This window comes from Burkholderia semiarida (genome assembly GCF_029268935.1).
GTDB lineage: Bacteria > Pseudomonadota > Gammaproteobacteria > Burkholderiales > Burkholderiaceae > Burkholderia > Burkholderia semiarida.
This window is the reverse complement of record NZ_JAHLCL010000005.1, coordinates 1134703-1158899: the sequence shown is the minus strand read 5'-3', so window position 1 is coordinate 1158899 and position 24197 is coordinate 1134703. Positions and strand designations below refer to the sequence as shown.

The 24197-nt window shown below is 68.3% G+C and carries 22 protein-coding genes; 12 read left to right on the top strand and 10 right to left on the bottom strand.

Annotated elements, in window-relative coordinates; all coding sequences use genetic code 11:
• Positions 1-6 precede the first annotated feature (6 nt).
• Both KPB06_RS12055 and KPB06_RS12050 read right to left on the bottom strand, forming a co-directional pair.
• Positions 7-1323 (bottom strand): ATP-binding protein, encoded by a 1317-nt coding sequence (locus tag KPB06_RS12055; RefSeq protein ID WP_059576612.1) that lies wholly within the window; start codon positions 1321-1323, stop codon positions 7-9.
• The gene (locus tag KPB06_RS12050; protein WP_006493394.1) at positions 1307-2032 is read right to left on the bottom strand and encodes a response regulator; all 726 of its coding nucleotides are present in this window, start codon (positions 2030-2032) and stop codon (positions 1307-1309) included. The genes KPB06_RS12055 and KPB06_RS12050 overlap by 17 nt, the downstream gene beginning before the upstream one ends.
• A gap of 224 nt (positions 2033-2256) precedes the next feature.
• On the opposite strand from KPB06_RS12050, the gene KPB06_RS12045 reads away from it, so the two are divergent.
• On the top strand, positions 2257-2811 hold the full coding sequence (locus tag KPB06_RS12045; protein WP_059576616.1) for a Spy/CpxP family protein refolding chaperone: 555 nt from the start codon (positions 2257-2259) through the stop codon (positions 2809-2811).
• 68 nt (positions 2812-2879) lie between these two features.
• On the opposite strand, the gene KPB06_RS12040 is transcribed toward KPB06_RS12045, so the two are convergent.
• A complete protein-coding gene (locus KPB06_RS12040; protein WP_275905606.1) occupies positions 2880-3584 on the bottom strand; it encodes a pirin family protein in 705 nt (234 codons plus the stop codon).
• Positions 3585-3950: 366 nt separating this feature from the next.
• Between KPB06_RS12040 and KPB06_RS12035 the strand changes: the two genes are divergently transcribed.
• From KPB06_RS12035 to KPB06_RS12020, 4 genes are all read left to right on the top strand, one after another.
• The gene (locus KPB06_RS12035; RefSeq protein ID WP_275905605.1) at positions 3951-4733 is read left to right on the top strand and encodes an ABC transporter substrate-binding protein; all 783 of its coding nucleotides are present in this window, start codon (positions 3951-3953) and stop codon (positions 4731-4733) included.
• Between the two features lie 228 nt (positions 4734-4961).
• Positions 4962-5651 (top strand): ABC transporter permease, encoded by a 690-nt coding sequence (locus KPB06_RS12030; RefSeq protein WP_006489645.1) that lies wholly within the window; start codon positions 4962-4964, stop codon positions 5649-5651.
• On the top strand, positions 5648-6361 hold the full coding sequence (locus KPB06_RS12025) for an ABC transporter permease (protein WP_059576621.1): 714 nt from the start codon (positions 5648-5650) through the stop codon (positions 6359-6361). The genes KPB06_RS12030 and KPB06_RS12025 overlap by 4 nt, the downstream gene beginning before the upstream one ends.
• Positions 6362-6379: 18 nt before the next feature.
• Positions 6380-7159, top strand: coding sequence for an ABC transporter ATP-binding protein (locus KPB06_RS12020; RefSeq protein WP_060311936.1), 780 nt, complete (start codon positions 6380-6382; stop codon positions 7157-7159).
• A 71-nt stretch (positions 7160-7230) separates the two neighbouring features.
• Here the strand turns inward: KPB06_RS12020 and KPB06_RS12015 are convergent, their stop codons facing one another.
• Positions 7231-7728: a GNAT family N-acetyltransferase gene (locus tag KPB06_RS12015; RefSeq protein WP_124658995.1), complete on the bottom strand. Its 498-nt coding sequence runs from the start codon at positions 7726-7728 to the stop codon at positions 7231-7233.
• A 134-nt stretch (positions 7729-7862) separates the two neighbouring features.
• On the opposite strand from KPB06_RS12015, the gene KPB06_RS12010 reads away from it, so the two are divergent.
• Both KPB06_RS12010 and KPB06_RS12005 read left to right on the top strand, forming a co-directional pair.
• On the top strand, positions 7863-8789 hold the full coding sequence (locus KPB06_RS12010) for a LysR family transcriptional regulator (RefSeq protein ID WP_060312129.1): 927 nt from the start codon (positions 7863-7865) through the stop codon (positions 8787-8789).
• Positions 8790-9331: 542 nt separating this feature from the next.
• Positions 9332-10417 (top strand): porin, encoded by a 1086-nt coding sequence (locus tag KPB06_RS12005; protein ID WP_059576905.1) that lies wholly within the window; start codon positions 9332-9334, stop codon positions 10415-10417.
• Positions 10418-10594: 177 nt separating this feature from the next.
• On the opposite strand, the gene KPB06_RS12000 is transcribed toward KPB06_RS12005, so the two are convergent.
• Both KPB06_RS12000 and KPB06_RS11995 read right to left on the bottom strand, forming a co-directional pair.
• Positions 10595-10933, bottom strand: coding sequence for a P-II family nitrogen regulator (locus tag KPB06_RS12000; protein WP_006398637.1), 339 nt, complete (start codon positions 10931-10933; stop codon positions 10595-10597).
• An 83-nt stretch (positions 10934-11016) separates the two neighbouring features.
• Positions 11017-12750, bottom strand: a complete 1734-nt coding sequence (locus KPB06_RS11995) for an NAD+ synthase (protein ID WP_059576632.1) — start codon at positions 12748-12750, stop codon at positions 11017-11019.
• Between the two features lie 109 nt (positions 12751-12859).
• On the opposite strand from KPB06_RS11995, the gene KPB06_RS11990 reads away from it, so the two are divergent.
• Positions 12860-14035 carry a GNAT family N-acetyltransferase gene (locus KPB06_RS11990; RefSeq protein WP_059576635.1) on the top strand — a complete coding sequence of 392 codons (1176 nt, stop codon included), beginning with the start codon at positions 12860-12862 and terminating at the stop codon, positions 14033-14035.
• An 89-nt stretch (positions 14036-14124) separates the two neighbouring features.
• The gene (locus tag KPB06_RS11985) at positions 14125-14958 is read left to right on the top strand and encodes a GIY-YIG nuclease family protein (protein WP_059576636.1); all 834 of its coding nucleotides are present in this window, start codon (positions 14125-14127) and stop codon (positions 14956-14958) included.
• 54 nt (positions 14959-15012) lie between these two features.
• Here KPB06_RS11985 and ppa read toward each other — a convergent pair whose 3' ends face one another.
• On the bottom strand, positions 15013-15540 hold the full coding sequence (gene ppa / locus KPB06_RS11980) for an inorganic diphosphatase (RefSeq protein WP_006489643.1): 528 nt from the start codon (positions 15538-15540) through the stop codon (positions 15013-15015).
• A 325-nt stretch (positions 15541-15865) separates the two neighbouring features.
• On the opposite strand from ppa, the gene KPB06_RS11975 reads away from it, so the two are divergent.
• The 3 genes from KPB06_RS11975 (at position 15866) to KPB06_RS11965 (ending at position 19656) form a co-directional block, all read left to right on the top strand.
• Complete coding sequence (locus tag KPB06_RS11975; protein ID WP_059576639.1) at positions 15866-17305, top strand: aldehyde dehydrogenase family protein; 1440 nt, start codon at positions 15866-15868, stop codon at positions 17303-17305.
• A gap of 92 nt (positions 17306-17397) precedes the next feature.
• Complete coding sequence (locus KPB06_RS11970; RefSeq protein ID WP_034208109.1) at positions 17398-18156, top strand: SDR family oxidoreductase; 759 nt, start codon at positions 17398-17400, stop codon at positions 18154-18156.
• Positions 18157-18351: 195 nt separating this feature from the next.
• The gene (locus tag KPB06_RS11965; RefSeq protein ID WP_059576642.1) at positions 18352-19656 is read left to right on the top strand and encodes an MFS transporter; all 1305 of its coding nucleotides are present in this window, start codon (positions 18352-18354) and stop codon (positions 19654-19656) included.
• A 232-nt stretch (positions 19657-19888) separates the two neighbouring features.
• Here the strand turns inward: KPB06_RS11965 and KPB06_RS11960 are convergent, their stop codons facing one another.
• From KPB06_RS11960 to hemC, 3 genes are read right to left on the bottom strand one after another with little or no spacing between them, the layout of a single operon-like run.
• Positions 19889-21076, bottom strand: coding sequence for a heme biosynthesis protein HemY (locus tag KPB06_RS11960; protein WP_275905604.1), 1188 nt, complete (start codon positions 21074-21076; stop codon positions 19889-19891).
• A gap of 2 nt (positions 21077-21078) precedes the next feature.
• Positions 21079-23049, bottom strand: coding sequence for a fused uroporphyrinogen-III synthase HemD/membrane protein HemX (gene hemDX, locus KPB06_RS11955; RefSeq protein WP_059576648.1), 1971 nt, complete (start codon positions 23047-23049; stop codon positions 21079-21081).
• Positions 23049-24053, bottom strand: a complete 1005-nt coding sequence (gene hemC, locus KPB06_RS11950; protein WP_059576651.1) for a hydroxymethylbilane synthase — start codon at positions 24051-24053, stop codon at positions 23049-23051. The genes hemDX and hemC overlap by 1 nt, the downstream gene beginning before the upstream one ends.
• Between the last annotated feature and the right edge of the window lie 144 nt (positions 24054-24197).

The following is a 24197-nucleotide window of genomic DNA, read 5'->3' as shown; positions in this document are numbered from 1 at the left end:
AGCCGCTCATGCGGCTTGTTCGTGAGGTTCGTCCTTCGGCACGGCCTCGAACGGGAACGTCATCGACACACGCAGGCCGCCTTCGGGGCGATTGCCGATGTCGCATGCGCCACCCAGCCTGAGCACGAGCCGCTCGACGATCGCGAGCCCGAGCCCGCTGTGGCCGTTGCCGCCGCGCGCGGGATCGAGCCGCACGAACGGCCGCGTGGCGGCCGCGAGGTCGCGCGGCGCGATGCCGCCGCCGCTGTCGCTGACCGACAGCACGTAGCCGGCCGGCGTGCGCGCCGTCTCGACGAATACGGGCGGCGCGCCGTACGCATGCGCGTTGTCCAGCAGGTTCGACAGGATTCGGTCGAGCGTCGCCGTCGGCAGCCGGAAGCCGGGATCGGCTTCCAGCCGCGTCTGGACCGTCGGCGCGTTCGGCGCGACCGCACGATAGCTGCGCGCGATCCGCTCGCAGGCCTGATCGACCGGCACCGGCTCGCTGCGGTCGGCCCCGCCGTGTGCGAATACCAGGAACTGGTCGACGATGTGCGACATCGAGTCGACGTCGCGCACGACGCCGTCGCGCAGCCGCGCGTCGTCCATCATTTCGGCCCGCAGGCGCATCCGGGCGAGCGGCGTGCGCAGGTCGTGCGCGACGCCGGCCAGCATCACCGCGCGATCGCTCTCGGCCTGCGACACCTGCTCCACCATCTGATTGAAGCCGCGCGTGAGCTGGCGCAGCTCGCGCGGGCCGCGTTCGCGCAGCGGCGGCACCGGCTGCCCGCGGCCGAAACGCGCGACCGCGCGCGCGAGCGAGCGCAGCGGCTGCTGCAACTGCCAGGCGGCGAACAGCGCGGCGATCACGCCGGCCGAGAAGATCGTGCCGAGCCACAGCAGCATCCGGTCGAGCGAGCGCGGCGGCCGCAGCGGCTGCACGGGCACCACGATCCAGTTGCGGTCGGCCGGCTCCTTCACCCACAGCACCGGCGGATGGCCGGGCGCGCCGATCTCGACCTGCGTGCCGGGCGGCATGCGCTCGCTCACGTCGTCGCGAAACCGCTTCAGCGGCGGCGGCAGCCCCGAATCGCCGCCCTTCGGCACGTCGGCGCTGTCAGGCGACACGAGCCTCACGCGCGACGGCAGCGGCTGGTCGGGCGTGCGCGCGACGTGCTGGCGCACCGCATCGACGAGGAACGCGGCCTCCTCGACCGCATAACGCGTCTGCATCTGGTTGCGCTCGAGCCGCATCGCGAAGAACCATGCGAAGTGCGACAGCAGCAGGACGCCGACGACGAGCAGCGCCAGCCGCCCGAACAGTGAATCAATGGGTTTGCGCATGGGCCTCGCCGTCGGGCACGAACACGTAGCCGCGCCCGCGGACCGTCTGGATGAAGCGCGGCGTCGACGGATCCGTTTCGAGGATGCGGCGCAGGCGCCATACCTGGACGTCGATGCCGCGGTCGGTGCCGTCGTACTCGGGCCCATGCAGCAGCTCGAGCAGCCGCTCGCGCGTGAGCGTGCGCAGCGCATGGTTCACGAAGATCTTCAGCAGCGCGAATTCGCTGCTCGACAGCGTGGCCGGCTTGCCGTCGACCGACAGCGTGCGCGCCTGGAAATCGAGCAGGAAGCGGCCGAACGCGAACGGCTCGCGCTGCTCGGGGGCAGCGGCCGACGGCGTCGCGCGGCGGCGGCGCAGCACGGCCTGCACGCGCGCGAGCAGCTCGCGCGGGTTGAACGGCTTGCCGAGGTAGTCGTCCGCGCCGAGCTCGAGCCCGACGATGCGGTCGACGTCGTCCGCCCGCGCGGTCAGCATGATCACGGGGATGTCGTCGCCGGCCGCGCGCAACTGGCGCAGCGCGGTCAGGCCGTCCACGCCCGGCATCATCAGGTCCAGCACGATCAGGTCGGGCCGCTCGCGCTCGAGGCGCTTCTCGAGCGTCGCCGCGTCGTGCAGCACGGACACTTCCATCCCCTGGCGCACGAGATAGTCGCGCAGCAGGTCTCGGAGTTCTTGGTCGTCGTCGACGATGAGGATCTGGGTAGTCATGGCTCGAAGTTTACCGCGCGAGGGTGGAGTCGAAGAACGAAACAAAGGGACGAAAGGGTTACTGCGGGTTACCGCGCAAGGGAACTGTAATGCACGGTAACCGGGCCGCCACCCCGCGTAACACCCGCCGGGGCCTGCATCGCTAACCTGCGTCTTACCGGATGCGGTACCCGGCTTTCCCGGCACCGCATCGTCGGACCCTTTGGATTCAAGGAGTTTCTGAAATGTATAAGAAGACTTCCCGCGTGGCCATCGCGGCCGCCGCCTTGCTCGCTCTCGCATTCGGCACCGCGCATGCCGCGCAGCCCAACGACATGCCGCCGCCGGGCGGCCCCGGCATGCACCGGATGCACGGCGAGCATGAAGGCGGCCCGTTCGGCGCGATCATGAAACTGCACGACCAGCTGAAGCTCAATGCGTCGCAAGAGCAGCAATGGCAGGCGGCCGTCAACACGATGAAGCAGAACCGTGACGCGATGCGCAAGAGCCACGAGCAGATGCGCGAGCAGTTCAAGGCGCAGCAGAACCAGCCGATCCTCGACCTGAGCGCGATGCATTCGGCGCGCCAGCAGGCGGAGGCGCAGAACGCGCAACTGCGCGAGCAGACGTCCGCCGCATGGCTCACGTTCTACAACGGGCTGAACGACCAGCAGAAGACGATGGTCAGCACGGCGCTCAAGCAGCAGTTCGCGAACATGGAGCAGCGCCACGAGAAGATGAAGGCGCGCTGGGAGCAGCATCGGGCGGCCGCCAAGGGCGCGTCGGCGCCGGCGCAGTAAGCCGGCGGGCCGCTCCCGCAGCGGCATCGAAGGGGACGCAGGCACCGGCCTGCGTCCCCTTTTTCGTTTCAGGCGACGTCGAACAGCAGCACCTCGGCCGTGCGGCCGCGCGCGAACGCCACGGCGTCCACGCCGCCGATCCGCGCACCGTCGCCGGCGGCCAGCGCGCGGCCGTTGACCTCGACCTCGCCGCGCACCACGTGCACATAGACGCTGCGCCCGGCCGGCACGTCGAACGCGGTCGTCTCGTCGCCGTCGATCAGCCCCGCGAAAATGCGGGCCTCCGCCCGCATCGACAGCGCGCCGTCGCCGCCGTCGGGCGCCGCGACGAGCCTCAGCCGGCCGCGCTTCTCGTCGTCGGGGAAGCGCCGTTCCTCGTAGCCGGGCCGCCCGCCCCGCTCGGCCGGCTGCAGCCAGATCTGCAGCAGATGCAGCGGCCGGTCGCGCGACGCGTTGGTCACGCTGTGCATGAGTCCCGTGCCGGCGCTCATTCGCTGGATGCCGCCGGTCCGGACGATCGCGCCGCAGCCGAGGCTGTCGCGGTGCGCGAGCGCGCCATCCAGCACGTAAGTGACGATCTCCACGTCGCGGCGCAGCTGCATCCCGAAACCGCGCGTCGGCGCAATCCGGTCCTCGCTCAGCACGCACAACGCGCCGACGGGCGGACGCACCGGCGCATGCCCGGTGCGGCAGGCGGACGAAAAACTGTGACTCGATTCGAGCCAGCCGTGGCGCGTGTGCCAGCGGTCTTCGGCGCGCAGGATCTGGAACATGGAGGTGGACGCTCGGGGGCGCAGGTGTTCTGTTCGGGTTTACCTCCACTGTAGGGGGGCGCCGAACGCGCCACAATCCGCCGCCAATGCACCTCATTGTTGCAAGCACGCCACCAATTGCCCGAATATTCGTTGCGAATGCCACGACTGCCGCAACAGCCGAATCGAGGAATCGGTCGATCGCGCCGGATTGCCGTTTTCCGGGTATCGCGTTCGGGTAAAATACCGCCCTTTTGGCGTTCGCCCTCGAGGCGGCCGCCCACGCCAGAGCGCCTATCGGCGATTTTTGGCCGTCTAGAATACGCCGCGGCGCCCGGTCCGACCGGCCGCGAGCGCCCCCGGAAAGTCAGCAACAGAAGGATGGAAATGAAGAAGGCCGCCCTGTGCGCCGCCCTCGCCCTCGTGGCGGGCAGCGCCTTCGCGAAGGAGTGGAAGACCGTGCGGATCGGCGTCGACGCCAGCTACCCGCCGTTCGAGTCGACCGCGCCGAGCGGCGAGATCGTCGGTTTCGACGTCGATCTCACCAAGGAAATCTGCAATCGGATCAATGTGAAATGCGTGTGGGTGGCGCAGGATCTCGACGGGATCATCCCGGCGCTGAAAGCGAAGAAGTACGACGTCATCGTGTCGTCGCTGACGGTCACGGACAAGCGCCGCGAGCAGATCGACTTCTCCGACAAGGTGTATGACGCGCCCGCACGGATGATCGCGAAGGCCGGCTCGCCGCTGCGGCCGACGGTCGCGTCGCTGAAAGGCAAGCGCGTCGGCGTCGAGCAGGGTTCGACGCAGGAATCGTACGCGAAGGCGTACTGGGAACCGCAGGGCGTGACGATCGTTCCTTACCAGAACCAGGACCAGGTCTATGCCGATCTCGGCACGGGCCGCCTCGACGCGACGCTGCAGGACGAGCTGCAGGCCGACTACGGCTTCCTGCGCACGCCGCGCGGCAAGGGCTTCGCGTTCGCCGGGCCGGAAGTGAAGGATCCGAAGACGATCGGCGACGGCACCGCGATCGGCCTGCGCAAGGAAGATACCGACCTGAAGCTCAGGATCAACCAGGCGCTGGCCGACATGCACAAGGACGGCACGTACGACCGGCTGTCGCACAAGTACTTCTCGTTCAGCGTCTATTCGGCGCCGGCCCGCTGAACGCGGACAAGAAGAAGCAGCGGATGCGGGGGCGGCCCCGCGTCCGGGCAGTACAGGCAGTCAACCACGCGCCGCCCGCCCCTTGCCCGCCGCTCGCGCGACGGGCGAGCCCGGCACCGTTGCCGGGGCGGACGGTCATGATACGCACGGGGCGTTCCGCGCAGCTTGGCGGGCGCGTCTTTCGCGGCGCACGGCGTGCGCCCCCAGGGACCACACCAGGGACCCCATATGTTTCTACAAGGCTACGGCCCGCTGATCCTCGCCGGCACCTGGCAAACCGTCAAACTGGCGGTGCTTTCGCTTGCGCTGTCGTTCCTGCTGGGGCTGCTCGGCGCCGGCGCGAAGCTGTCGCGCAACCGCGTCACGAACGGCGTCGGCACCGTCTACACGACGCTGATCCGCGGCGTTCCCGATCTCGTGCTGATGCTGCTGCTGTTCTACAGCCTGCAGATCTGGCTGAACATGGCGACCGACGCGCTCGGCTGGGACCAGATCGACATCGACCCGTTCCTCGCCGGCGTGCTCGTGCTCGGCTTCATCTACGGCGCGTACTTCACCGAGACGTTCCGCGGCGCGTTCCTGTCCGTGCCGCGCGGCCAGCTCGAGGCCGGCAGCGCCTACGGGATGACGAACTGGCAGGTATTCACGCGGATCATGTTCCCGCAGATGATGCGCTTCGCGCTGCCGGGCATCGGCAACAACTGGCAGGTGCTCGTGAAGTCGACCGCGCTCGTGTCGATCATCGGCCTGGCCGACGTCGTGAAGGCGTCGCAGGACGCCGGCAAGGGCACGCTGCGGTTCTTCTTCTTCACGCTGATCGCGGGAGCGGTCTACCTCGCCATCACGACGATCTCGAACTTCGTGCTGATGTGGCTCGAAAAGCGCTACTCGACCGGTGTCCGCAAGGCTGACCTATGATCGAACTCATCCAAGAATACTGGCGCAACTATCTGTACACCGACGGCTATCGCATCACCGGTGTCGCGATCACGCTGTGGCTGCTGGTCGTGTCGATCGGCCTCGGCTTCTGCCTGTCGGTGCCGCTCGCCGTCGCGCGCGTGTCGAAGAAGAAATGGCTGTCGGGCGCCGTGTGGCTGTACACGTACGTGTTCCGCGGCACGCCGCTCTACGTGCAGCTGCTGCTCTGCTACACGGGCCTCTACAGCCTGCAGGCCGTGCGCGGCACGCCGATGCTCGATGCGTTCTTCCGCGACGGGATGCACTGCACGCTGCTCGCGTTCACGCTGAACACCTGCGCGTACACCACCGAAATCTTCGCGGGCGCGATCAAGGCGACGTCGTACGGCGAGATCGAGGCCGCGCGCGCGTACGGGATGTCCCCGTTCACGATGTATCGCCGCGTGATCCTGCCGTCGGCGCTGCGCCGCGCGCTGCCGCTGTACAGCAACGAAGTGATCCTGATGCTGCACGCGACGACGGTGGCCTTCACCGCGACCGTGCCGGACATCCTGAAGATCGCGCGCGACGTGAACTCGGCGACCTACATGTCGTTCCACGCGTTCGGCATCGCCGCCCTGCTCTACCTCGTGATCTCGTTCACGCTCGTGTGGCTGTTCCGCCAGGCCGAGCGCCGCTGGCTCGCGTATCTGCGCCCGCAAGGCAAGTAAGTTTTCGCAGGATTACTGATGAACTCCCAGACCCAGAAGCTTTTCGTCGACGATCTCCACAAGCGGTACGGCGACAACGAGGTGCTCAAAGGCGTGTCGCTGAAGGCGAACTCGGGCGACGTGATCAGCGTGATCGGCTCGTCCGGCTCCGGCAAGAGCACGATGCTGCGCTGTATCAACTTCCTCGAGCAGCCGAACGCGGGCCGCATCTTCGTCGATCGCGAGGAAGTGCGCACCGCGCTCGACAAGACGGGCGCGCTGCGCGCGGCCGATCCGAAGCAGCTGCAGCGCGTGCGCACCAAGCTGTCGATGGTGTTCCAGCACTTCAACCTGTGGTCGCACATGAACGTGATCGAGAACGTGATGGAAGCGCCGGTGAACGTGCTCGGTATCCCGAAGAAGGAAGCCGAGGAGCGTGCGCGCGAGTATCTCGAGAAGGTCGGCCTCGCGCCGCGCGTCGAGAAGCAGTATCCGTCGCATTTGTCGGGCGGCCAGCAGCAGCGCGTGGCGATCGCGCGGGCGCTGGCGATGCATCCTGACGTGATGCTGTTCGACGAGCCGACCTCCGCGCTCGACCCGGAGCTGGTGGGTGAAGTGCTGAAGGTGATGCAGAAGCTCGCCGAGGAAGGCCGCACGATGATCGTCGTCACGCACGAGATGGGCTTCGCGCGCAACGTGTCGAATCACGTGATGTTCCTGCACCAGGGCCGCGTCGAGGAGGAAGGCGTGCCGGCCGAGGTGCTCGCGCATCCGAAGAGCGAGCGCCTGCGCGCGTTCCTGTCGGGCAGCCTCAAGTAACGCCCGTCACCCGCCACGCCCGAACGGGCGCCCCGCGGTTCGCCGCGCGGCGCCCGTTTTGCGTTTACCCGTCACGCGGCGCTCACCGGCGCGCCGTCGGCGAACGCGCGCAACGCGTCGCCCGCCAGCCGGTAGCGCACCCATTCGCTCTGCGGCGCCGCGCCGACGCGCTCGTAGAAGCGGATCGCCGGCTCGTTCCAGTCGAGCACGCTCCATTCGAAACGCCCGCAGCCCGACTCGACCGCGACCCGCGCGAGCGCCTTCAGCAGTTGCAGCCCCGCACCGGCGCCGCGAAAACGCGGCGACACGTACAGATCCTCCAGATACAGCCCCTGCCGCGCGAGCCACGTCGAATACGAGAAGAAATACACGGCGAACCCGGCCGGCTCGCCGTCGACCTCGCAGATCAGCGCACGCGCCGGCGAGCCTTCGCCGAACAGGCTGCGTTCGAGCGATTCGGGCGTGGCGACGACTTCGTGCTCGGCCTTCTCGTAGACGGCGAGTTCGGTGATGAAGCGCAGGATCAGCGGCACGTCGGCGACGGTCGCGGAGCGAATATCGATTTGCACGGGTTGAGCCCTCCTCCGGCCCGGATGTGAAACGGACAAGCGGCGCCGCGCAACCGCACTGGCGCCGTTCGAACCGTCATGCTACGTTCGCGCCGTGCCTGCAGGAAGTGCAGTTTCTTCATCCGGACCTGAACATGATGCATCCCGATCTGCGCCGCCTCGACCTGAACCTGCTGCTCGTGTTCGACGCGTTGTACCGCCACCGGTCGGTCGCGGCGGCCGCGCACGAACTCGCGCTGAGCCCATCGGCGTTGAGCCACGCGCTCGCGCGGCTGCGCGACGCGATCGGCGATGCGCTGTTCGTGCGCCTCGGCAACGAGATGCAGCCGACCGTGCGCGCCGACGACATCGCCACGTGGGTCGGCGACGCGCTCGATGCGATGTCGAAGGGGCTCGCCCGCGCGCGCCGCTTCGATCCGGCGCACAGCGACCGCACGTTCGTGTTCGCCGCGACCGACTACACGGCGTTCGCGGTACTGCCGGCGTTCCTGGCCCGCATCCAGCACGTGGCGCCGCACCTGCGGATTCGCGTCGTCCATTCGGACCGCAAGATTTCCGTCGACGAGCTCGCGGCCGGCCGTATCGACTTCGCGCTCGGCTACCACGAGGAATCGGCGGCCGACGCGCCGGGCATCGAGGACTTCGACTGGTTCTCCGACGACTACGTCGTGATCGCGAGCGCCGCGCATCCGGACATCCGCCGGCGGCTGACGCTCGACCAATATCTGGCGGCTCGCCACGTCGTCGTCACGCCGTGGAACGAGTCGCGCGGCGTCGTCGACTACGTGCTCGATCGCCTCGGCCTCGCGCGGCACGTGGCCGTGCAATTGCCGACCGTGCTGGCCGCGCCGTTCGTGATCGCGGAGTCGGCACTCCTGATGACCGTGCCGAACCGCGCCGCGCAGGCGCTGCGGCACGCGGCGCCGATCCGCATCTTCCCCGCGCCGTTCGAGATCCCCCGCTACACGGTGAAGGTCTACTCGCACGCGAAGCATGCGCGCACCGATGCGCACCGCTGGATTCGCGCGCAGTTGCTCGACGCGCGGCCGAGCCCGGACTGAGCGCGGCACGCGGCAGCACGGACGTTCCCGGCGTCGACCGGCGATGGCGGCAATCGCCCGAATCATTACGAAATACTTACCAATTTCGCGACTTTCGCGCTTACGCCGGCGCCCTGGCAACGTCAATAGTGGCAATCCTTGACCCACGCCCGCGGAAACCACGTTTCCCTTGTGGCACAAGGGTTTTCCGGTAATCGAGCACCCTTGGGACACCTGTCGCGCACCGTGTTGCATGGCAATTTGGCGACAGCGGTTAGTCAAACAACGATTTCCGTCGCCACAAAATTGTATTTTTGCTAAATTAGTAACCAAAGTAGCAAAACGAAGTTCGTGAAATGTAGTTTAGCTTCACGACACAACAAGGAGACCCCGCAGGCCGACCCGGCTGCGCGGGACCGCTCAACGGTTTTCCGTCTGCTTGCCCGCGTGCCGCGCTTACCGGCCCTGCACGAGGTCTCCCTGGTTATCCCGCTTTTGCCCGGCGCTCGCGCTCCGGGCATCTCGTGCAGTCTGGGTTGACTTTTTGACAGGGTATGGAGGAGATGATGAAGAAAGCTTTGGTCGCGGCCGCGCTGATGGCTGCTGGGGTGGTGACGGCGCACGCGCAGAGCAGCGTCACGCTGTATGGCCGCCTGGATGCCGGCCTCGAGTACATGAACGGCCTGCAGGACGGCCATCGCTACCGTGCGGAGAGCGGCGACTGGGGCACGAGCCTGTGGGGCTTGAAGGGTAGCGAGGACATCGGCGGCGGCAACAAGATCCTGTTCCACCTCGAAGGCGCGTTCAACACGATGAACGGCGGCCTCGGCACGAGCGGCTCGATCTGGGATCGTTTCGCGACCGTCGGTATCTCGAACGACCGCTACGGTACGCTGCTGCTGGGTCGCGAACTCGCGATCGCCAACGGCGTGTGGGACTTCGACCCGTTCGGCCAGTCGGCTTGGTCGACGGCCTCGCTGGTGCGCGGCCGCAACTGGAACAAGACCAGCAACAACGTGTCGTACCAGTCGCCGTCGGTCTACGGCCTCGACTTCTACGGCCAGTTCTCGTTCTCGAACTCGACCAGCTTCAACGGCAACACGACGGCCGGCGCGCCGGGCCGTGCCATGGGCGGTCAGGTCACCTATACGAACTCGCTGTTCCAGTTGCGCGGCATCTACGACGAAACGCGCGACAGCAACGGCCGCTTCTCGGACGTGTTCAACTACTCGCGTGAATACTTCGCGGGCGTGAACGTGTTCCTCGGCCAGTTCAAGGTTCAGGCGGCTTACCAGGCATCGCGCGCCGACGGCAGCGGCGGCCCGGCAGCGAACGCCGGCGTGACCGGTACGCAACAGGTGTGGGGCGGCGTAACGTGGCAAGCCACGCCGGCAGCGGCGCTGATCGCGGCCGTGTATCACGTGAACGCGAACCACGGCGGCGGCAACGCGAACATCTACACGGTCGGCGGCTCGTACAACATCTCGAAGCGCACGCTGTTCGACGTCCAGGTCGCCACGGTGCGCAACAGCTCGACGGCCAACTTCGGCCTGAACGCGAACAATGCAGGCACCGCCGTGTCGACCGGCAACCCGCATCCGGGCGGCAGCCAGACCGGCGTCTACGCCGGTATCCAGCACCTGTTCTGATCAGGCGCCGTCAAAGAACGATCCGACAACGTTTTCCACGCTGCTGCGAGAGGCGCGTATCGGTGCGGTACCCAACCGGGTATCCGCACCGTTTTTTCTTGGGCGGCGGATGCGTGCGACCCGCGGCCCGATCGGCCGAAGCGGCCGGGAAGTGATCGAACGGCGCGGACGCGGCGCTCAGACGGCCGCTTCGTTCTCTTCGCCGGTGCGGATGCGGATCACGCGCTCGACGTCCGACACGAAGATCTTGCCGTCGCCGATCTTGCCGGTGCGCGCCGCGCCGATCACCGCGTCGATCACCTGATCGACCTGCGCTTCCGCGACGACCACCTCGATCTTCATCTTCGGCAGGAAATCGACGACGTATTCCGCGCCGCGATACAGCTCGGTATGGCCCTTCTGGCGGCCGAAGCCTTTCACTTCCGTCACGGTCAGACCCGTGAGACCCACTTCGGCGAGCGCTTCGCGGACTTCGTCCAGCTTGAACGGCTTGATGATGGCGGTGATGCGTTTCATGATGGTTGTCCCTCAATGCTCGTTTGGGTGAAAAATCGCGATCCCGATTGTAAGCCGGCGGGCCGCATCCGGCCCAGCACCGCTCAATCGAGCCGTTCGGTGAAGCGCGAGGTGATCGGGTAGCGCCAGTCGCGCCCGAATGCGCGGTGCGTGACGCGGATGCCGATCGGCGCCTGGCGGCGCTTGTATTCGTTGATCTTGATGAGCCGCGTCACGCGCTCGACGTCGGCCTGCGCGTAGCCGGCCGCGACGATCTCGGCGAGCGGCCGGTCTTCTTCCATGTACATCCGCATGATCGCGTCGAGCACGTCGTACGGCGGCAAGCTGTCCTGGTCGGTCTGGTTCTCGCGCAGTTCGGCCGACGGCGCGCGTGTCAGGATCCGCTCGGGGATCACGTCGCGCCGCCCGTAGTCGGTCGTTTCGTTGCGATAGCGGCAGAGCCGGTACACGAGCGTCTTCGCGATGTCCTTGATCACCGCGAAGCCGCCGGCCATGTCGCCGTACAGCGTGCAGTAGCCGACCGCCATCTCGCTCTTGTTGCCGGTCGTCAGCACGATCGAGCCGAACTTGTTCGACAGCGCCATCAACAGCGTGCCGCGGATGCGCGCCTGGATGTTCTCCTCCGTCGCGTCCTCGGGGCGGCCCGCGAATTCATCGGCAAGCGCGGCGCGGAAGGCATCGAACATCGGCGCGATCGCGATCTCGTCGTAACGCACGCCGACGCGCCGCGCCATCTCCGCCGCATCGGTGGTCGAGATGTCGGCCGTGAAGCGCGACGGCATCATCACCGCGCGCACGCGCTCGGGCCCGAGCGCATCGCACGCGACGGCCAGCACCAGCGCCGAATCGACGCCGCCCGACAGCCCGATCAGCACGCCGGGAAAGCCGTTCTTGCCGATGTAGTCGCGCACGCCCGTCACGAGCGCGCGATACACCTGCGCATGCGTCGACAGCTCGGGCGCGATCGCGCCGGGCAGCGGCCGCGCGCCGTCGAATTCGACGATCGCGTGCCCTTCGTCGAACTGCGGCATCTTCGCGACGAGCGCGCCCTCGCCGTCGAGCACGAACGAACCGCCGTCGAACACGAGCTCGTCCTGGCCGCCGACGAGATTCACGTAGACCATCGGCAGCCCGGTCTCGCGAATCCGCGCGCGCAGGATGTCGATGCGCACCGCTTCCTTGTTCATGTGGTACGGCGAGCCGTTCGGGATCAGCAGCACCTGCGCACCGGCCGCCTTCGCGATCTGCGCGGCCGACGCATGCCATGCGTCCTCGCAGATGATCACGCCGTATTTCACGCCGTTCAGCTCGAACACGAGCGGCTCGGTGTCGGTCGCGAAGTAGCGCTTCTCGTCGAACACCTCGGCGTTCGGCAGATCCTGCTTGCGGTAGGTGCCGACGATCTCGCCGCCGACGATCAGCGACACCGCGTTGAAGGTATCGGTGGGCGGCACGCCGCGCTCGATCGGGCGGTTTGCATTACCATCGACGGCTGACGCGCTGCCCGCCCCCTTGCCCGGTCCGCTGCCCGCCCCCCTGCCCGGTCCGCGCAACGGATGCCCGACCAGCACCGCGAGCCCGTCGAACGCCTTCAGCGCGTCGGCGAGCGCATCGAGTGCGGCGGCCGCCGCCGCGTAGAACGCGGGCCGCAGCAGCAGGTCTTCCGGCGGATAGCCGGACAGCGCGAGTTCGGGAGCGACCATCAGTTGCGCACCATCGTTGTGCGCGGCGCGCGCGGCCGCGACGATGCGGGCGACGTTGCCGGCGAAATCGCCGACGGTGACGTTGATCTGGGCGAGAGCGAGTCGGGTCTTCATGGCGGGAGCGGCGCAGCCCGGCGGCGCGCCTTGAACGGCTGACGAAATCGATCCGGGCGCGGGCCGCGACGGCCCGCAACCGGCAACATCCAACGGTACGGATTCACGCTTGAAACACGAACGCATCGATTATCGCACGGGCATCCTGTCGTCCCCCGCCGAGGTGCCGGCCGACGAATGGAACGCGCTGCTCGCGCGCGACGCGCAGCCCACGCCGTTCCTGCGCCACGAATTCCTCGACGCGCTGCACGTCGCGCGCTGCGCGGTGGACGACACCGGCTGGTCGCCGCACTTCGTCACGCTGACCGACACGCACACGGGCCGGCTCGCGGCCGCCGCGCCCGTCTACGCGAAACAGCATTCGTACGGCGAATACGTGTTCGACTGGGCATGGGCCGACGCGTACCAGCGCAACAACCTGCCCTATTACCCGAAGCTGCTGTGCGCGGTGCCGTTCACGCCGGTGCAGGGCACGCGGCTGCTCGCGGCCAGCGACGACGCGCGCCGCCGGCTCGCGGCCACGCTGCTCGCGTTCGCCGAGCAGAGCGACGTGTCGTCGCTGCACGTGCTGTTCCCGACCGGCGATGAAGCGCGGCTGCTCGAATCGATGGGCATGATGCTGCGCGAGGGCGTGCAGTTTCACTGGCTCAACGACGGGTACCGCCACTTCGACGATTTCCTCGGCACGCTCGAGCAGAAGAAGCGCAAGAATATCCGCGCGGAACGGCGCAAGGTGCACGACGCGGGCGTGACGTTCCGGCGGCTCGCCGGCGATCAAATCACCGACGCCGACTGGCGCTTCTTCTCGCGCTGCTATCGGCAGACCTACCGCGAGCACTATTCGAGCCCGTACCTGAACCTCGACTTCTTTCGCACGATCGGCGCGACGATGCCCGAGAACCTGCTGCTCGTGATCGCGGAAGCCGACGGCCAGCCGATCGCGAGCGCGCTCGCGGTGTACCGGCGCGGCGAGCACGGCGGCGGCACGCTGTATGGCCGCTACTGGGGCGCGATCGAGCACGTGCCCTGCCTGCATTTCGAAACGGCCTACTACCAGTTGCTCGAATTCTGCATCGAGGCCGGGCTCGACACGTTCGAAGGCGGCGCGCAGGGTGAGCACAAGCTCGCGCGCGGCTTCCTTCCCACCGTCACGCATTCCGCGCACTGGCTCGCGCATCCGGCGTTTTCCGATGCGGTCGCGCGCTTTCTCGAACGCGAGACCGAGCATATCCACGCGTACGTCGACGAACTGCGCGAACACGATCCGTTCCGGCGCGGTACCTGACGGCGAGCCGCATCACGTCGCCCCACGTCGCGCACCGGAGCACGCGCAAATTCTGAGACACTGGCGGCTTCGCATCCCGCCGCCCCGCCATGTCCTGGTTTCTGTATCTGATCGAATGCGCCGACGACAGCGTCTACACGGGCATCACGACCGATGTCGCCGCGCGCTTCGACGAACACGCGTCCGGCAAGGGCGCGCGCTACACGCGCTCGCGCAAGCCGCGCGCGGTGCTCGCGTCGTTTCCGCTGCCCGACCGGTCGAGCGCGTCGCGCGCCGAATACTGGGTGAAGCGGCTCACGCCCGCGAAAAAGCGCGAGCTGGCGGCTGGCTTGCGGACGCTCGAATCGGTGGTGCCGGTGGTGATCACGCTCGACGAGAGCGGCGACACGAAGGCGACGGCGCGCGGGCGGAAGAAGGGGCAGGCGGAAAACGTCGACGATGCGGCGAAGACGGCTGCCACGGAACAGGTTGCCGGGAAAAAGGTGAAGACCGGGAACGTTGTCGGGTCTGCAACGGCCGCGAGCACGGCGAAGCCTGCGAAGGGCAAACAAGCGTCGAAGTCGACGAAAGCAAATCAAGCCGCTCCGGACGCGAAACGCGCAAAAACCGACGGCGATGCAGCCGCAAAAAAGACCTCGGCGCGTGGCACACCGGTCAAGAAAACCGGCCAGCCGCCTTCCGCGTCGTCAAACGGGAAGGCGCCAGCCGCCGCCGGCAAACTCGCCGCGAACGTACGCGAGGACGCCGCTTCCGCACCGGCCCGCCGCCGTTCATCGGCCACGAAAACCGCCGCAGCAATCGCTCCGTCCGTTGCCCCGCCCCGCGCGAAACGCGCGAAGAAAGCAGCGGCCACGCCCCCGCCTGCCTCCCCATCCGCCAGCCGGAAAACCGCCCGCGCAAAACAAAACCGCGCGGCCTCCTGACGAGACACGCGCGGTTTGCGCTCCGTACGCACCGGCCAGCGGCCGGCACGCCGCTTACTTCTTGTAGTTCGCGGCGCCGTCGGTGATTTCCTTGTGCGCGGCTTCGATGCCGGCCCAGCCTTCGACCTTCACCCACTTGCCCTTCTCGAGCGCCTTGTATTGCTCGAAGAAGTGCTTGATCTGGTCTTTCAGGTACTCGGGCACGTCGTCGATCGTCTTCAGGTTCGCCGTCATCGGGCAGATCTTGTCGTGCGGCACCGCGACCAGCTTCGCGTCGACGCCCGACTCGTCGGTCATCTGCAGCATGCCGAGCACGCGCGAACGCACGATCGAGCCGGCCAGCAGCGGGAACGGCGTGATCACCAGCACGTCGACCGGATCGCCGTCGCCCGACAGCGTCTGCGGGATGTAGCCGTAGTTCACCGGGTAGCGCATGCCCGTGCCGATGAAGCGGTCGACGACGAGGAGGCCCAGTTCCTTGTCCGCCTCGTACTTCACCGGATCGCTTTGCGCGGGAATCTCGATGATCACGTTGAAATCTTGCGGCAGGTCCTTGCCGGCCGGAACATGATTGAAGCTCATGAGCACTCTCTGTAGGTCGATGGGAATTCGGGACAGGGCGCCGCGGCCGATGCACCGCCGCGGCGCCCCCGAAAAGGAATGCGCCATTATAGCCAATCGACCGGTGGCGTCCGGATGACGATCGGCGCGATAATCGTTCCGGATGTCCGGCCGTCGAGCCGGCGGCGGTGTGCGTGGACCACACGGCACGGAAGCCGGGTAAAGTGCCGAAGCGCAAACGGCTTTGCATGGGATCCACGTAGGCGCTGAAGCGCTAACTCCACCCAACCACGCCATGGGACCCGAGTAAGCGCTAAAGCGCTAACTTGGGTCGACCGGAGGAGACATGGAAGAAGCGAAGCACTTCATCGCGGGCGAATGGACGTTGCCCGCGCAACTGGAAACCATCGCGGTCGTCGATCCGTCCGACGGCCAGCCATTCGCGACGATCGCGCGCGGCACGGCGCCCGACATCGAACGCGCAGTCGCCGCGGCCCGCGACGCGTTCGCAGGCCCGTGGGGCGCGGCAAGCGCCGCCGAACGCGGCCGCGTGCTGATGCGGCTGTCGGCACGCGTGGCCGACCATCTCGAGGAACTCGCCGCGATCGAGGCGCGCGACACCGGCAAGCCGCTGAAGCAGGCGCGCGCCGATGCAGCCGCGCTCGCGCGCTACTTCGAGTTCTACGCGGGCGCCGCCGACAAGCTGCACGGCGAAACCCTCCCCTACCAGGCCGGCTACACGGTGCTGACCGTGCGCGAGCCGCACGGCGTCACCGGCCATATCGTGCCGTGGAACTACCCGATGCAGATCTTCGGGCGCAGCGTCGGCGCGGCGCTCGCGGCCGGCAACGCATGCGTGGTCAAGCCGGCCGAGGACGCGTGCCTGTCCGTGCTGCGCGTCGCCGAATTGGCCGCCGAGGCCGGGCTGCCGGCCGGCGCGCTCAACATCGTCACCGGCTACGGCCACGAAGCGGGCGCCGCGCTCGCGCGCCATCCGGGCATCGACCATATCTCGTTTACGGGTTCGCCGGCCACCGGCAAGCTGGTCGCGCAGATGGCGGCCGAGAACCACGTGCCGGTCACGCTCGAACTCGGCGGCAAGTCGCCGCAACTCGTGTTCGCCGATGCCGATCTCGACGCGGCGCTGCCCGTGCTCGTGTCCGCGATCGTGCAGAACGGCGGGCAGACCTGCTCGGCCGGCAGCCGCGTGCTGATCGAGCGCGCGGTGTACGAGCCGCTCGTCGAGCGCCTCGCCACCGCGTTCAACGGGCTGCGCGTCGGCCCGAGCCGCGCCGATCTCGATTGCGGCCCGCTGATCAACGCGAAGCAGCAGCAACGCGTGTGGGATTTCCTGTCCGACGCACAGCACGACGGCATTCCGATGGCCGCGCACGGGCAGGTCGTCGCCGACGCGCCCGAAACCGGCTTCTACCAGGCGCCCGCGCTGTTGCGCGACGTGCCGCCGTCGCACCGGCTCGCGCAGGAAGAAGTGTTCGGTCCCGTGCTCGCGGCGATGCGTTTCGTCGACGAGGACGAAGCCGTCGCGCTCGCCAACGGCACGCCGTACGGCCTCGTCGCGGGCATCTGGACACGCGACGGCGCACGCCAGATGCGGCTGGCGCGGCGTCTGCGCGCGGGGCAGGTGTTCATCAACAACTATGGCGCGGGCGGCGGCGTCGAGCTGCCGTTCGGCGGCGTCGGCCATTCGGGCCATGGCCGCGAGAAAGGCTTCGAGGCGCTGTACGGCTTCACCGCGCTGAAGACGATCGCGATCCGGCACGGCTGAACGCGCGGCACGCGGCACACGACCGGCGGCCGGCAGCACACGGCAGCCGGTCGACACACGACGACTCTCATGACAAACACAGGAGACACACCATGCGGTTGAGCGGCAAGACGGCCATCGTCACGGGCGGCGGCTCGGGGTTCGGCGAAGGCATCGCGAAGACCTATGCGCGCGAAGGCGCGAACGTCGTCGTCAACGATCTCAACGGCGCGGCGGCCGAGCGCGTCGCGAGCGAGATCGCGCTCGCAGGCGGCAAGGCGATCGCGGTGGCCGGCGACGTGTCGAAGGAGGACGACTGGCGCGCGCTGCTGCAGGCCGCGCTCGACGATTTCCATGCGGTGCAGATCGTCGTGAACAACGCGGGCACCACGCATCGCAACAAGCCCGTGCTCGACGTGACGGAAGCCGAATTCGACCGCGTGTACGCGGTCAACATGAAGAGCCTGTTCTGGTGCGTGCAGACCTTCGTCCCGTATTTCCGCGCACAGGGCGGCGGCGTGTTCGTGAACGTCGCGTCGACGGCCGGCGTGCGGCCGCGCCCGGGCCTCGTCTGGTACAACAGCACGAAGGGCGCGATGATCACCGCGAGCAAATCGCTCGCGGCCGAGCTCGGCGCCGATCGCATCCGCGTGAACTGCATCAACCCGGTGCTCGGCGAAACCGCGCTGATGACCGAGTTCATGGGCTGCGAGGACACCCCGGAAAATCGCCGCCGCTTTCTCGCGACGATTCCGCTCGGCCGTTTCTCGACGCCGCAGGACATCGCGAATGCCGCGCTGTACCTTGCGTCCGACGAAGCCGAATTCATCACCGGCGTGTGCCTCGAAGTCGACGGCGGGCGCTGCATCTAGTCGCACCGGGCCATACGGTTAGCCCGTATTGCTTCGCACGAAACCGGATCGGGCACCACCGCGCCTGCTCCGGCCCACTACAAGGACAGCGGTGCATCGGATCCAGGCACGCGCCCGAGCGCGGCCTTCGATCGACCGCACAGCATGGGATCCAGGTAACCGCTCAAGCGTCCGCCCGGGTCGACAGGAGACAACATGGCAACATCGACGCAATCGCTGCCGGGCTCGTCCGGCGCATTCGAGGAAGCAACCTACCGCAAGGTGTCGTGGCGGCTCGTGCCGCTCCTGCTGCTGTGCTACGTGGTTGCGTATCTCGACCGCGTGAACGTCGGGTTCGCGAAGCTGCAGATGGCGAGCGACCTGAACCTCAGCGATACCGTGTACGGGCTCGGCGCCGGCATCTTCTTCTTCGGCTATTTCCTGTTCGAGGTGCCGAGCAACATCATCCTGCACCGGGTGGGCGCCCGCGTGTGGATCGCCCGCATCATGGCGACGTGGGGCGTGATCTCGATCCTGACGATGTTCGTCACGACGCCCGCGATGTTCTACGTGATGCGCTTCCTGCTCGGCGTCGCCGAAGCGGGCTTCTTCCCCGGCGTGATCCTCTACCTCACCTACTGGTATCCCGCGCACCGGCGCGGCCGGATGACCACGTTCTTCATGACGGCAGTCGCGCTGTCCGGCGTGATCGGCGGGCCGATCTCGGGCTTCATCCTGAAGGCGTTCGACGGCGTGAGCGGCTGGCACGGCTGGCAATGGCTGTTCCTGCTCGAAGGCATTCCGTCGGTGCTCGCCGGCGTGCTCGTGTTCTTCACGCTCGACGAGCGGATCGCGAAGGCGACGTGGCTGACCGACGAAGAAAAGGCGCTGCTCGCCCGCAACGTCGACGCGGAGGAAGCCACCAAGGAGGACCTGCCGCTCGGCGCCGTGATGTCGAGCCCGCGTGTCTGGCTGATGGCGCTGATCTATTTCTCGTTCGTGATGGGGCTCTACGGCGTCGGCTTCTGGCTGCCGACGATCATCAAGGCGACCGGCGTGACCGACACGGTCATGATCGGCCTGCTGTCGGCGGTGCCGTATGCGGCCGCGGTGGTCGCGATGATCCTGATCGCGCGCAGCGCGGACAAGCGCCGCGAACGCCGCTGGCACCTCGCGATTCCGGCCGCGATCGGCGCGCTCGGCCTCGTGCTGTCGGTGATCTGGGCGCACCAGACCGCGCTCGCGATGCTCGGCCTCACGCTCGCGACGATCGGCATCCTGACGACGCTGCCGCTGTTCTGGAGCCTGCCGACCGCGTTCCTCGGCGGCACGGCCGCCGCCGCCGGCATCGCGATGATCAACTCGATCGGCAACCTCGCGGGCTTCCTGAGCCCGTACCTGATGGGCTGGCTCAAGCAGGCGACGAGCACCAACGATGCGGGCATGTACATGCTGGCCGGGTTCCTCGTGCTCGGCGGGCTGCTTGCGCTGTCGGTGCCGAAGCGGCTCGTCGACAAGTGATGCGCGGCGTGTAACGGCGCACCGCGAACGACCGAATACGCCGGTCGATGGCCGGTGCTCGCGAGATCGCCCCGACGGCCGGCATCGTCCGGCCGCCGGGGCGTTTTCGATTCCGGGCAGGCCAGGCCCGCACCGGCCGGATGACGGCACCGTGCGTCCCGGCGGCCGCCCGGCGGACGAAAAAAAGCCCCGGAGGCCGATCGGCATTCGGGGCGTGCACCGCAGCGCCGCATCAGACCACGGTGATCGCCAGCGCGCTTTCGCGGTAGTGCTTCGCGGCCTTGTCGGTTTCGCCGAGCTGCTCGAACAGGCGGGCGAGCGCACGATGCGCACGCACTTTCAGCGCTTCGTTGTCGGCCAGCTTCAATGCCGATTCGAGGAACGACTGCGCCTTGCCCCACAGCTGCTGCTGCTGGCAGAGCCTGCCGAGCGCGAACAGCAGGTCGGCATCTTCCGGATGATCCTTCTTCCAGCCCTCGGCCTTCTGGATCAGCGGCAGCGCATCGGCGCCGGCCGTGTCCGGGTAACGGCGCAGCAGGCGCGCATCCCAGTTGTGCGCGAGCGCGTCCTCGACGATGCGGCGCGCTTCGTTGCGGCGTTCGAGCGGCACGAGCAACTCGGCCGCGAGATCGGCCAGGCGCGGCGACTGGCGCTCGACCGTCGACAGCGACTGCCATACCTCGAGCAGCGCGTCCGCGTCGTGCCGGCGTTCGCGCAGCAGGTTTTCCGCCGCCTGCTGGCGCAGCCGCACGGCCGCGGCCGGATGCAGCGCCTCGCGCTTTTCGAGCGCCTTCGCGAGCTTCAGCACCTCGGCCCAGTTCTTCAGTTGCTGCTGCGCCCGCAGCGCGACCTGCTGCGCATGAATGCGCTTGCCGCCGGCCTGCATGTCGGCCAGCGCGGCAAGCGCGCCGTCCGCGTCGCGGGCGTCCGCGCGCATGTCGGCCGCGGCGAGCAGCCGTGCATCCTGCCATTCGGGCGCGTCGACCTTCGACAGCCACTCGTCGCGGCGCGTGTACTCGTGCATGCGGTGCGCGGCCGTGGCCCCGACGAGACTCGCGGCGCCCAGGTTCGCGTCGACCGCCAGCGCTTCGCGCGCGGCCTTCTCCGCACGCGAGAAGCGGCCCGCGTACAGGTTCGAGATTGCATCGCGCAGCGACGCCTGCGCCTTCTCGTTGCGCGAACGCGCCCGATACGCGGCGACCCGCTGCGGCATGCGCCAGACGTTGCGCACGATGCGCAGCAGCGCGTACACGACGATGAACAGCACGACGATGGCGATCACGAACAGGTTCAGCGACACGTCGACCCGGTACGGCGGATAGACGAGCAGCACCTGCCCCGCGTCGAAACGGCCGACGGTGGCGAGCGCCGCGGCGATCGCGAACAGGATCGCGAGCCAGACGATTCCTCGAAGCGTCATCGTTACCCCCGGCTCTTGAACTGCTGAACGGCGTTCAGGCTCGTGTTCAGGTTCGGCACCGCGACCGTCAGCGCTGCGCCGTCAACCTGCTTGAGCAGATCCTCGACGGTCTGCGTGTCCTTCGACGCCTGATCGAAATACTTCGCGAGCGACGCCTGCGCGGCGTGCAGGTCGGCCTTCATCGCGCCGTCGTTGCGCGCGAGCAGCGACAGCCGCGCGGTGAGCAGGCGCAGCTTCACGTTCTCGCGCACGAAGTAGCCCTGGTCGGGCGACGCGAGCATCGCGTCCGCGTTGTCGATCCGGCGCACCTGCACGAGGCCCTTCAATTGCTGGCCGAGGCTGGCCGAGAAGCCGTGCCACCACACCTTCCAGCGCGGCTCGCCGGCGGCGGCCGACGACGCGGCGTCGGCCGGCGCGGCCTTCGGCGCCGCGTGCGGCACGATCGCCTCGCCGGACAGCGGCAGCGCGTCGATCCTGGCGATCGCATCGTCGAGCTTGATCGCGAGCCCGGTGAGATCGGCCGCCGGCGCGGCCTTCAGCTTCTCGATGTCCTGCGCGAGCGCCTTGCGCACCGTGACGGCCTGCGCGCTCTGCGACGTCGCGAGACGCGCGTCGGCGTTCTGCAGCGCGATCAGCGCGAGCTGCGTGTTGCCGGTCAGTTGAAGCTGCTGGCTCGCGCTCGACAGCATCTGGTCGACTTCCTCGAGCATCCACGCATCGCGGTTGCGCGACAGGTCCTGGTATTGCTGCTGCAGCGCCTGCTGCGCGCTCTGCGCATCGGCGAGCTTGCCGTCGAGCTGCGCGAGCTGCGTGTCGACCTGGTGCGTGCTGGCGAGCGCCTGCTCGGTCTTCGTCCGCGTTTCGGCCGCTTGCGCGTCGAGCGCCTTCTGACGGGCGACGAACGTGCCGTCGAGCCGGTCGATCTTGCGGTTCAGCGCGTAGCCGCCGACACCCGCCGCGCAGCCGAGCACGACGACGACGAGCCACAGCACCGCGCTGCCGCCGCGGCGCGCACGCGGCTCGGACGCGAGATAAGGAGGGCTGGACGGCGGTGCGGATGCAGCGGCCGGCTGGGAAGCGACGCTTTTGGAATCGTTGGTATCTGTCATGCGTTTAGTCACCGGTACGGCTGTCGCCGGTTGGACGGCCTCGTCGGCCATCGTTCGAAACGCGCGGACGATGCGCTCATCGCCCGCGCCGGTCAGCGTAATCCTATCAAAACCCAATGCGCGCGCGGTCTGCTCGATCCGCGGGTGCGGCGTCACGAGCGGCGCATGCTTCAGCGCGTCGATCTCGGCATCGTTCAGATGGGCCCGCGCGAGCTCGTGCAGGTTGCGCACGCCTTCCGAGCTCGTGACGAGCCATGCGTGCGGCTGGCCGTCGAGCAGCGCGTGCACGCGCTCCCACGCGCCGACGCGCGGCTCCGGCACGACGCGCCGGTAGGCCGCGACGAGCGTGACGTCCGCACCGGCCTCGCGCAGGCGCTCGGCGAGCCATTCGCGCCCGCCGTCGCCGCGCACGATCAGCACGCGCTTGCCCGCCAGCGCCTGCGCGCCGCCGAACGCGGCCTCGATGCTCGCGAACAGGCTCTCCGAATCGTAATGGGGCACGCCGCCGTCGGCCGGCGCTTGCGGCGCGATCACGCGATGCGCGGGCGCCGCGATGCCGTGACGCGCGAGCGCCGCGACGCTGCCGGGCCCGACCACGCCGACCGGCAGCGCGTTCGGCCAGATCGTGTCGTACCGCGCGAGCGCGCGGTCGATCGCGTTCGGCGACACGAAAATCACCAGCGCGTAGTCGGCCAGCGCCGCGAATGCGGCGTCGAGCGGCGCCGGATCGTCGACCGGCGCGATATCGATCAGCGGGAATTCGAGCACGTCGCAGCCGGCGTCGGCCAGTTGCGACGCAAGCGCATCGGACTGTCCGTCCGGACGCGTCAGGACAGCGGTGAACGCGCGCGCGCCGCCCGCCATCAGGCGTCGCCCTTGCCCGCGGCCTGCGAGCTCGCGAGCAGCGCCTGGACGATGTCGAGCGCGCCTTGCGCCTCGAGTTCGTCGGACACCGCGCGGCCGAGCGCGAGCGCATCGGCGACGGTCACGACCGCGCCGCACTCCTCGGCCGTCAGCACGCGCTTGCCGTCGGTGGTCGACACGCGGCCCGTCAGGTACAGCTCGCCCGCGCGCCACACCGCGTGCGCGGCGAGCGGCACCTCGCAACTGCCGCCGAGCGCGCGCGACACCATCCGCTCGGCCTCGACCGCGAGCGCGGTCTGCGTGTCGTGCAGCGGCGCGAGCCACGCGGCGACGTCGTCGCGATGCGCGGCGATCTCGATGCCGAGCGCGCCCTGGCCGGCCGCGGGCGGGCTCGCCTCGACGTCGAGCAGCGCGCGGATCCGCGCTTCGAGGCCGAGGCGCTTCAGGCCGGCGGCCGCGAGGATGATCGCCGCGTAGTCGCCGCGGTCGAGCTTCGCGAGGCGCGTGTCGAGGTTGCCGCGCAACGGCAGGACCTCGAGATGCGGATAACGCGAACGCAGCATCGCTTCGCGGCGCAGGCTCGACGTGCCGACGACCGCGCCGGCCGGCAGCGCGTCGAGCGACGCGTAGTCGTTCGACACGAAGGCGTCGCGCGGGTCTTCGCGCGCCATGATCGCGGCGAGCGAGAAGCCGTCGGGCAGCGCCATCGGCACGTCCTTCAGCGAATGCACGGCGAGATCGGCGCGGCCGTCGGCCAGCGCGGCTTCCAGTTCCTTCACGAACAGGCCCTTGCCGCCGACCTTCGACAGCGTGCGATCGAGAATCTGATCGCCGCGCGTCGTCATCCCGAGGATTTTCACGTCACAAGCTGGATATAATTTGCGCAGCGCATCACGCACATGTTCGGCTTGCCACATCGCCAGGCGGCTCTCGCGCGAAGCAATCGTCAACGTCGCGGGCGGTCGTGCCTGTTGCGGCCCGGCCGCGGGGGTCTCGGAATTCATTGCTGGAACATCGAAGGACGGGATTGAAGATCGAACAATGGTAGCACGCACGCTCCGGCCCGCCCGGGCCCGGAGCCTGCGCCCGGCCTGCTTCCGTGCGGGTCGCGGCGCCGTTGTGCGGATGTGCCGCACGTAGCTGGTTGC

Bases quoted from the DNA above. Each gene is read 5' to 3' on its own strand.
- KPB06_RS12055 (WP_059576612.1), bottom strand. From the start codon at position 1,323: ATGCGCAAACCCATTGATTCACTGTTCGGGCGGCTGGCGCTGCTCGTC.
- KPB06_RS12050 (WP_006493394.1), bottom strand. From the start codon at position 2,032: ATGACTACCCAGATCCTCATCGTCGACGACGACCAAGAACTCCGAGAC.
- KPB06_RS12045 (WP_059576616.1), top strand. From the start codon at position 2,257: ATGTATAAGAAGACTTCCCGCGTGGCCATCGCGGCCGCCGCCTTGCTC.
- KPB06_RS12040 (WP_275905606.1), bottom strand. From the start codon at position 3,584: ATGTTCCAGATCCTGCGCGCCGAAGACCGCTGGCACACGCGCCACGGC.
- KPB06_RS12035 (WP_275905605.1), top strand. From the start codon at position 3,951: ATGAAGAAGGCCGCCCTGTGCGCCGCCCTCGCCCTCGTGGCGGGCAGC.
- KPB06_RS12030 (WP_006489645.1), top strand. From the start codon at position 4,962: ATGTTTCTACAAGGCTACGGCCCGCTGATCCTCGCCGGCACCTGGCAA.
- KPB06_RS12025 (WP_059576621.1), top strand. From the start codon at position 5,648: ATGATCGAACTCATCCAAGAATACTGGCGCAACTATCTGTACACCGAC.
- KPB06_RS12020 (WP_060311936.1), top strand. From the start codon at position 6,380: ATGAACTCCCAGACCCAGAAGCTTTTCGTCGACGATCTCCACAAGCGG.
- KPB06_RS12010 (WP_060312129.1), top strand. From the start codon at position 7,863: ATGATGCATCCCGATCTGCGCCGCCTCGACCTGAACCTGCTGCTCGTG.
- KPB06_RS12005 (WP_059576905.1), top strand. From the start codon at position 9,332: ATGATGAAGAAAGCTTTGGTCGCGGCCGCGCTGATGGCTGCTGGGGTG.
- KPB06_RS12000 (WP_006398637.1), bottom strand. From the start codon at position 10,933: ATGAAACGCATCACCGCCATCATCAAGCCGTTCAAGCTGGACGAAGTC.
- KPB06_RS11995 (WP_059576632.1), bottom strand. From the start codon at position 12,750: ATGAAGACCCGACTCGCTCTCGCCCAGATCAACGTCACCGTCGGCGAT.
- KPB06_RS11985 (WP_059576636.1), top strand. From the start codon at position 14,125: ATGTCCTGGTTTCTGTATCTGATCGAATGCGCCGACGACAGCGTCTAC.
- ppa (WP_006489643.1), bottom strand. From the start codon at position 15,540: ATGAGCTTCAATCATGTTCCGGCCGGCAAGGACCTGCCGCAAGATTTC.
- KPB06_RS11975 (WP_059576639.1), top strand. From the start codon at position 15,866: ATGGAAGAAGCGAAGCACTTCATCGCGGGCGAATGGACGTTGCCCGCG.
- KPB06_RS11970 (WP_034208109.1), top strand. From the start codon at position 17,398: ATGCGGTTGAGCGGCAAGACGGCCATCGTCACGGGCGGCGGCTCGGGG.
- KPB06_RS11965 (WP_059576642.1), top strand. From the start codon at position 18,352: ATGGCAACATCGACGCAATCGCTGCCGGGCTCGTCCGGCGCATTCGAG.
- KPB06_RS11960 (WP_275905604.1), bottom strand. From the start codon at position 21,076: ATGACGCTTCGAGGAATCGTCTGGCTCGCGATCCTGTTCGCGATCGCC.
- hemDX (WP_059576648.1), bottom strand. From the start codon at position 23,049: ATGGCGGGCGGCGCGCGCGCGTTCACCGCTGTCCTGACGCGTCCGGAC.
- hemC (WP_059576651.1), bottom strand. From the start codon at position 24,053: ATGAATTCCGAGACCCCCGCGGCCGGGCCGCAACAGGCACGACCGCCC.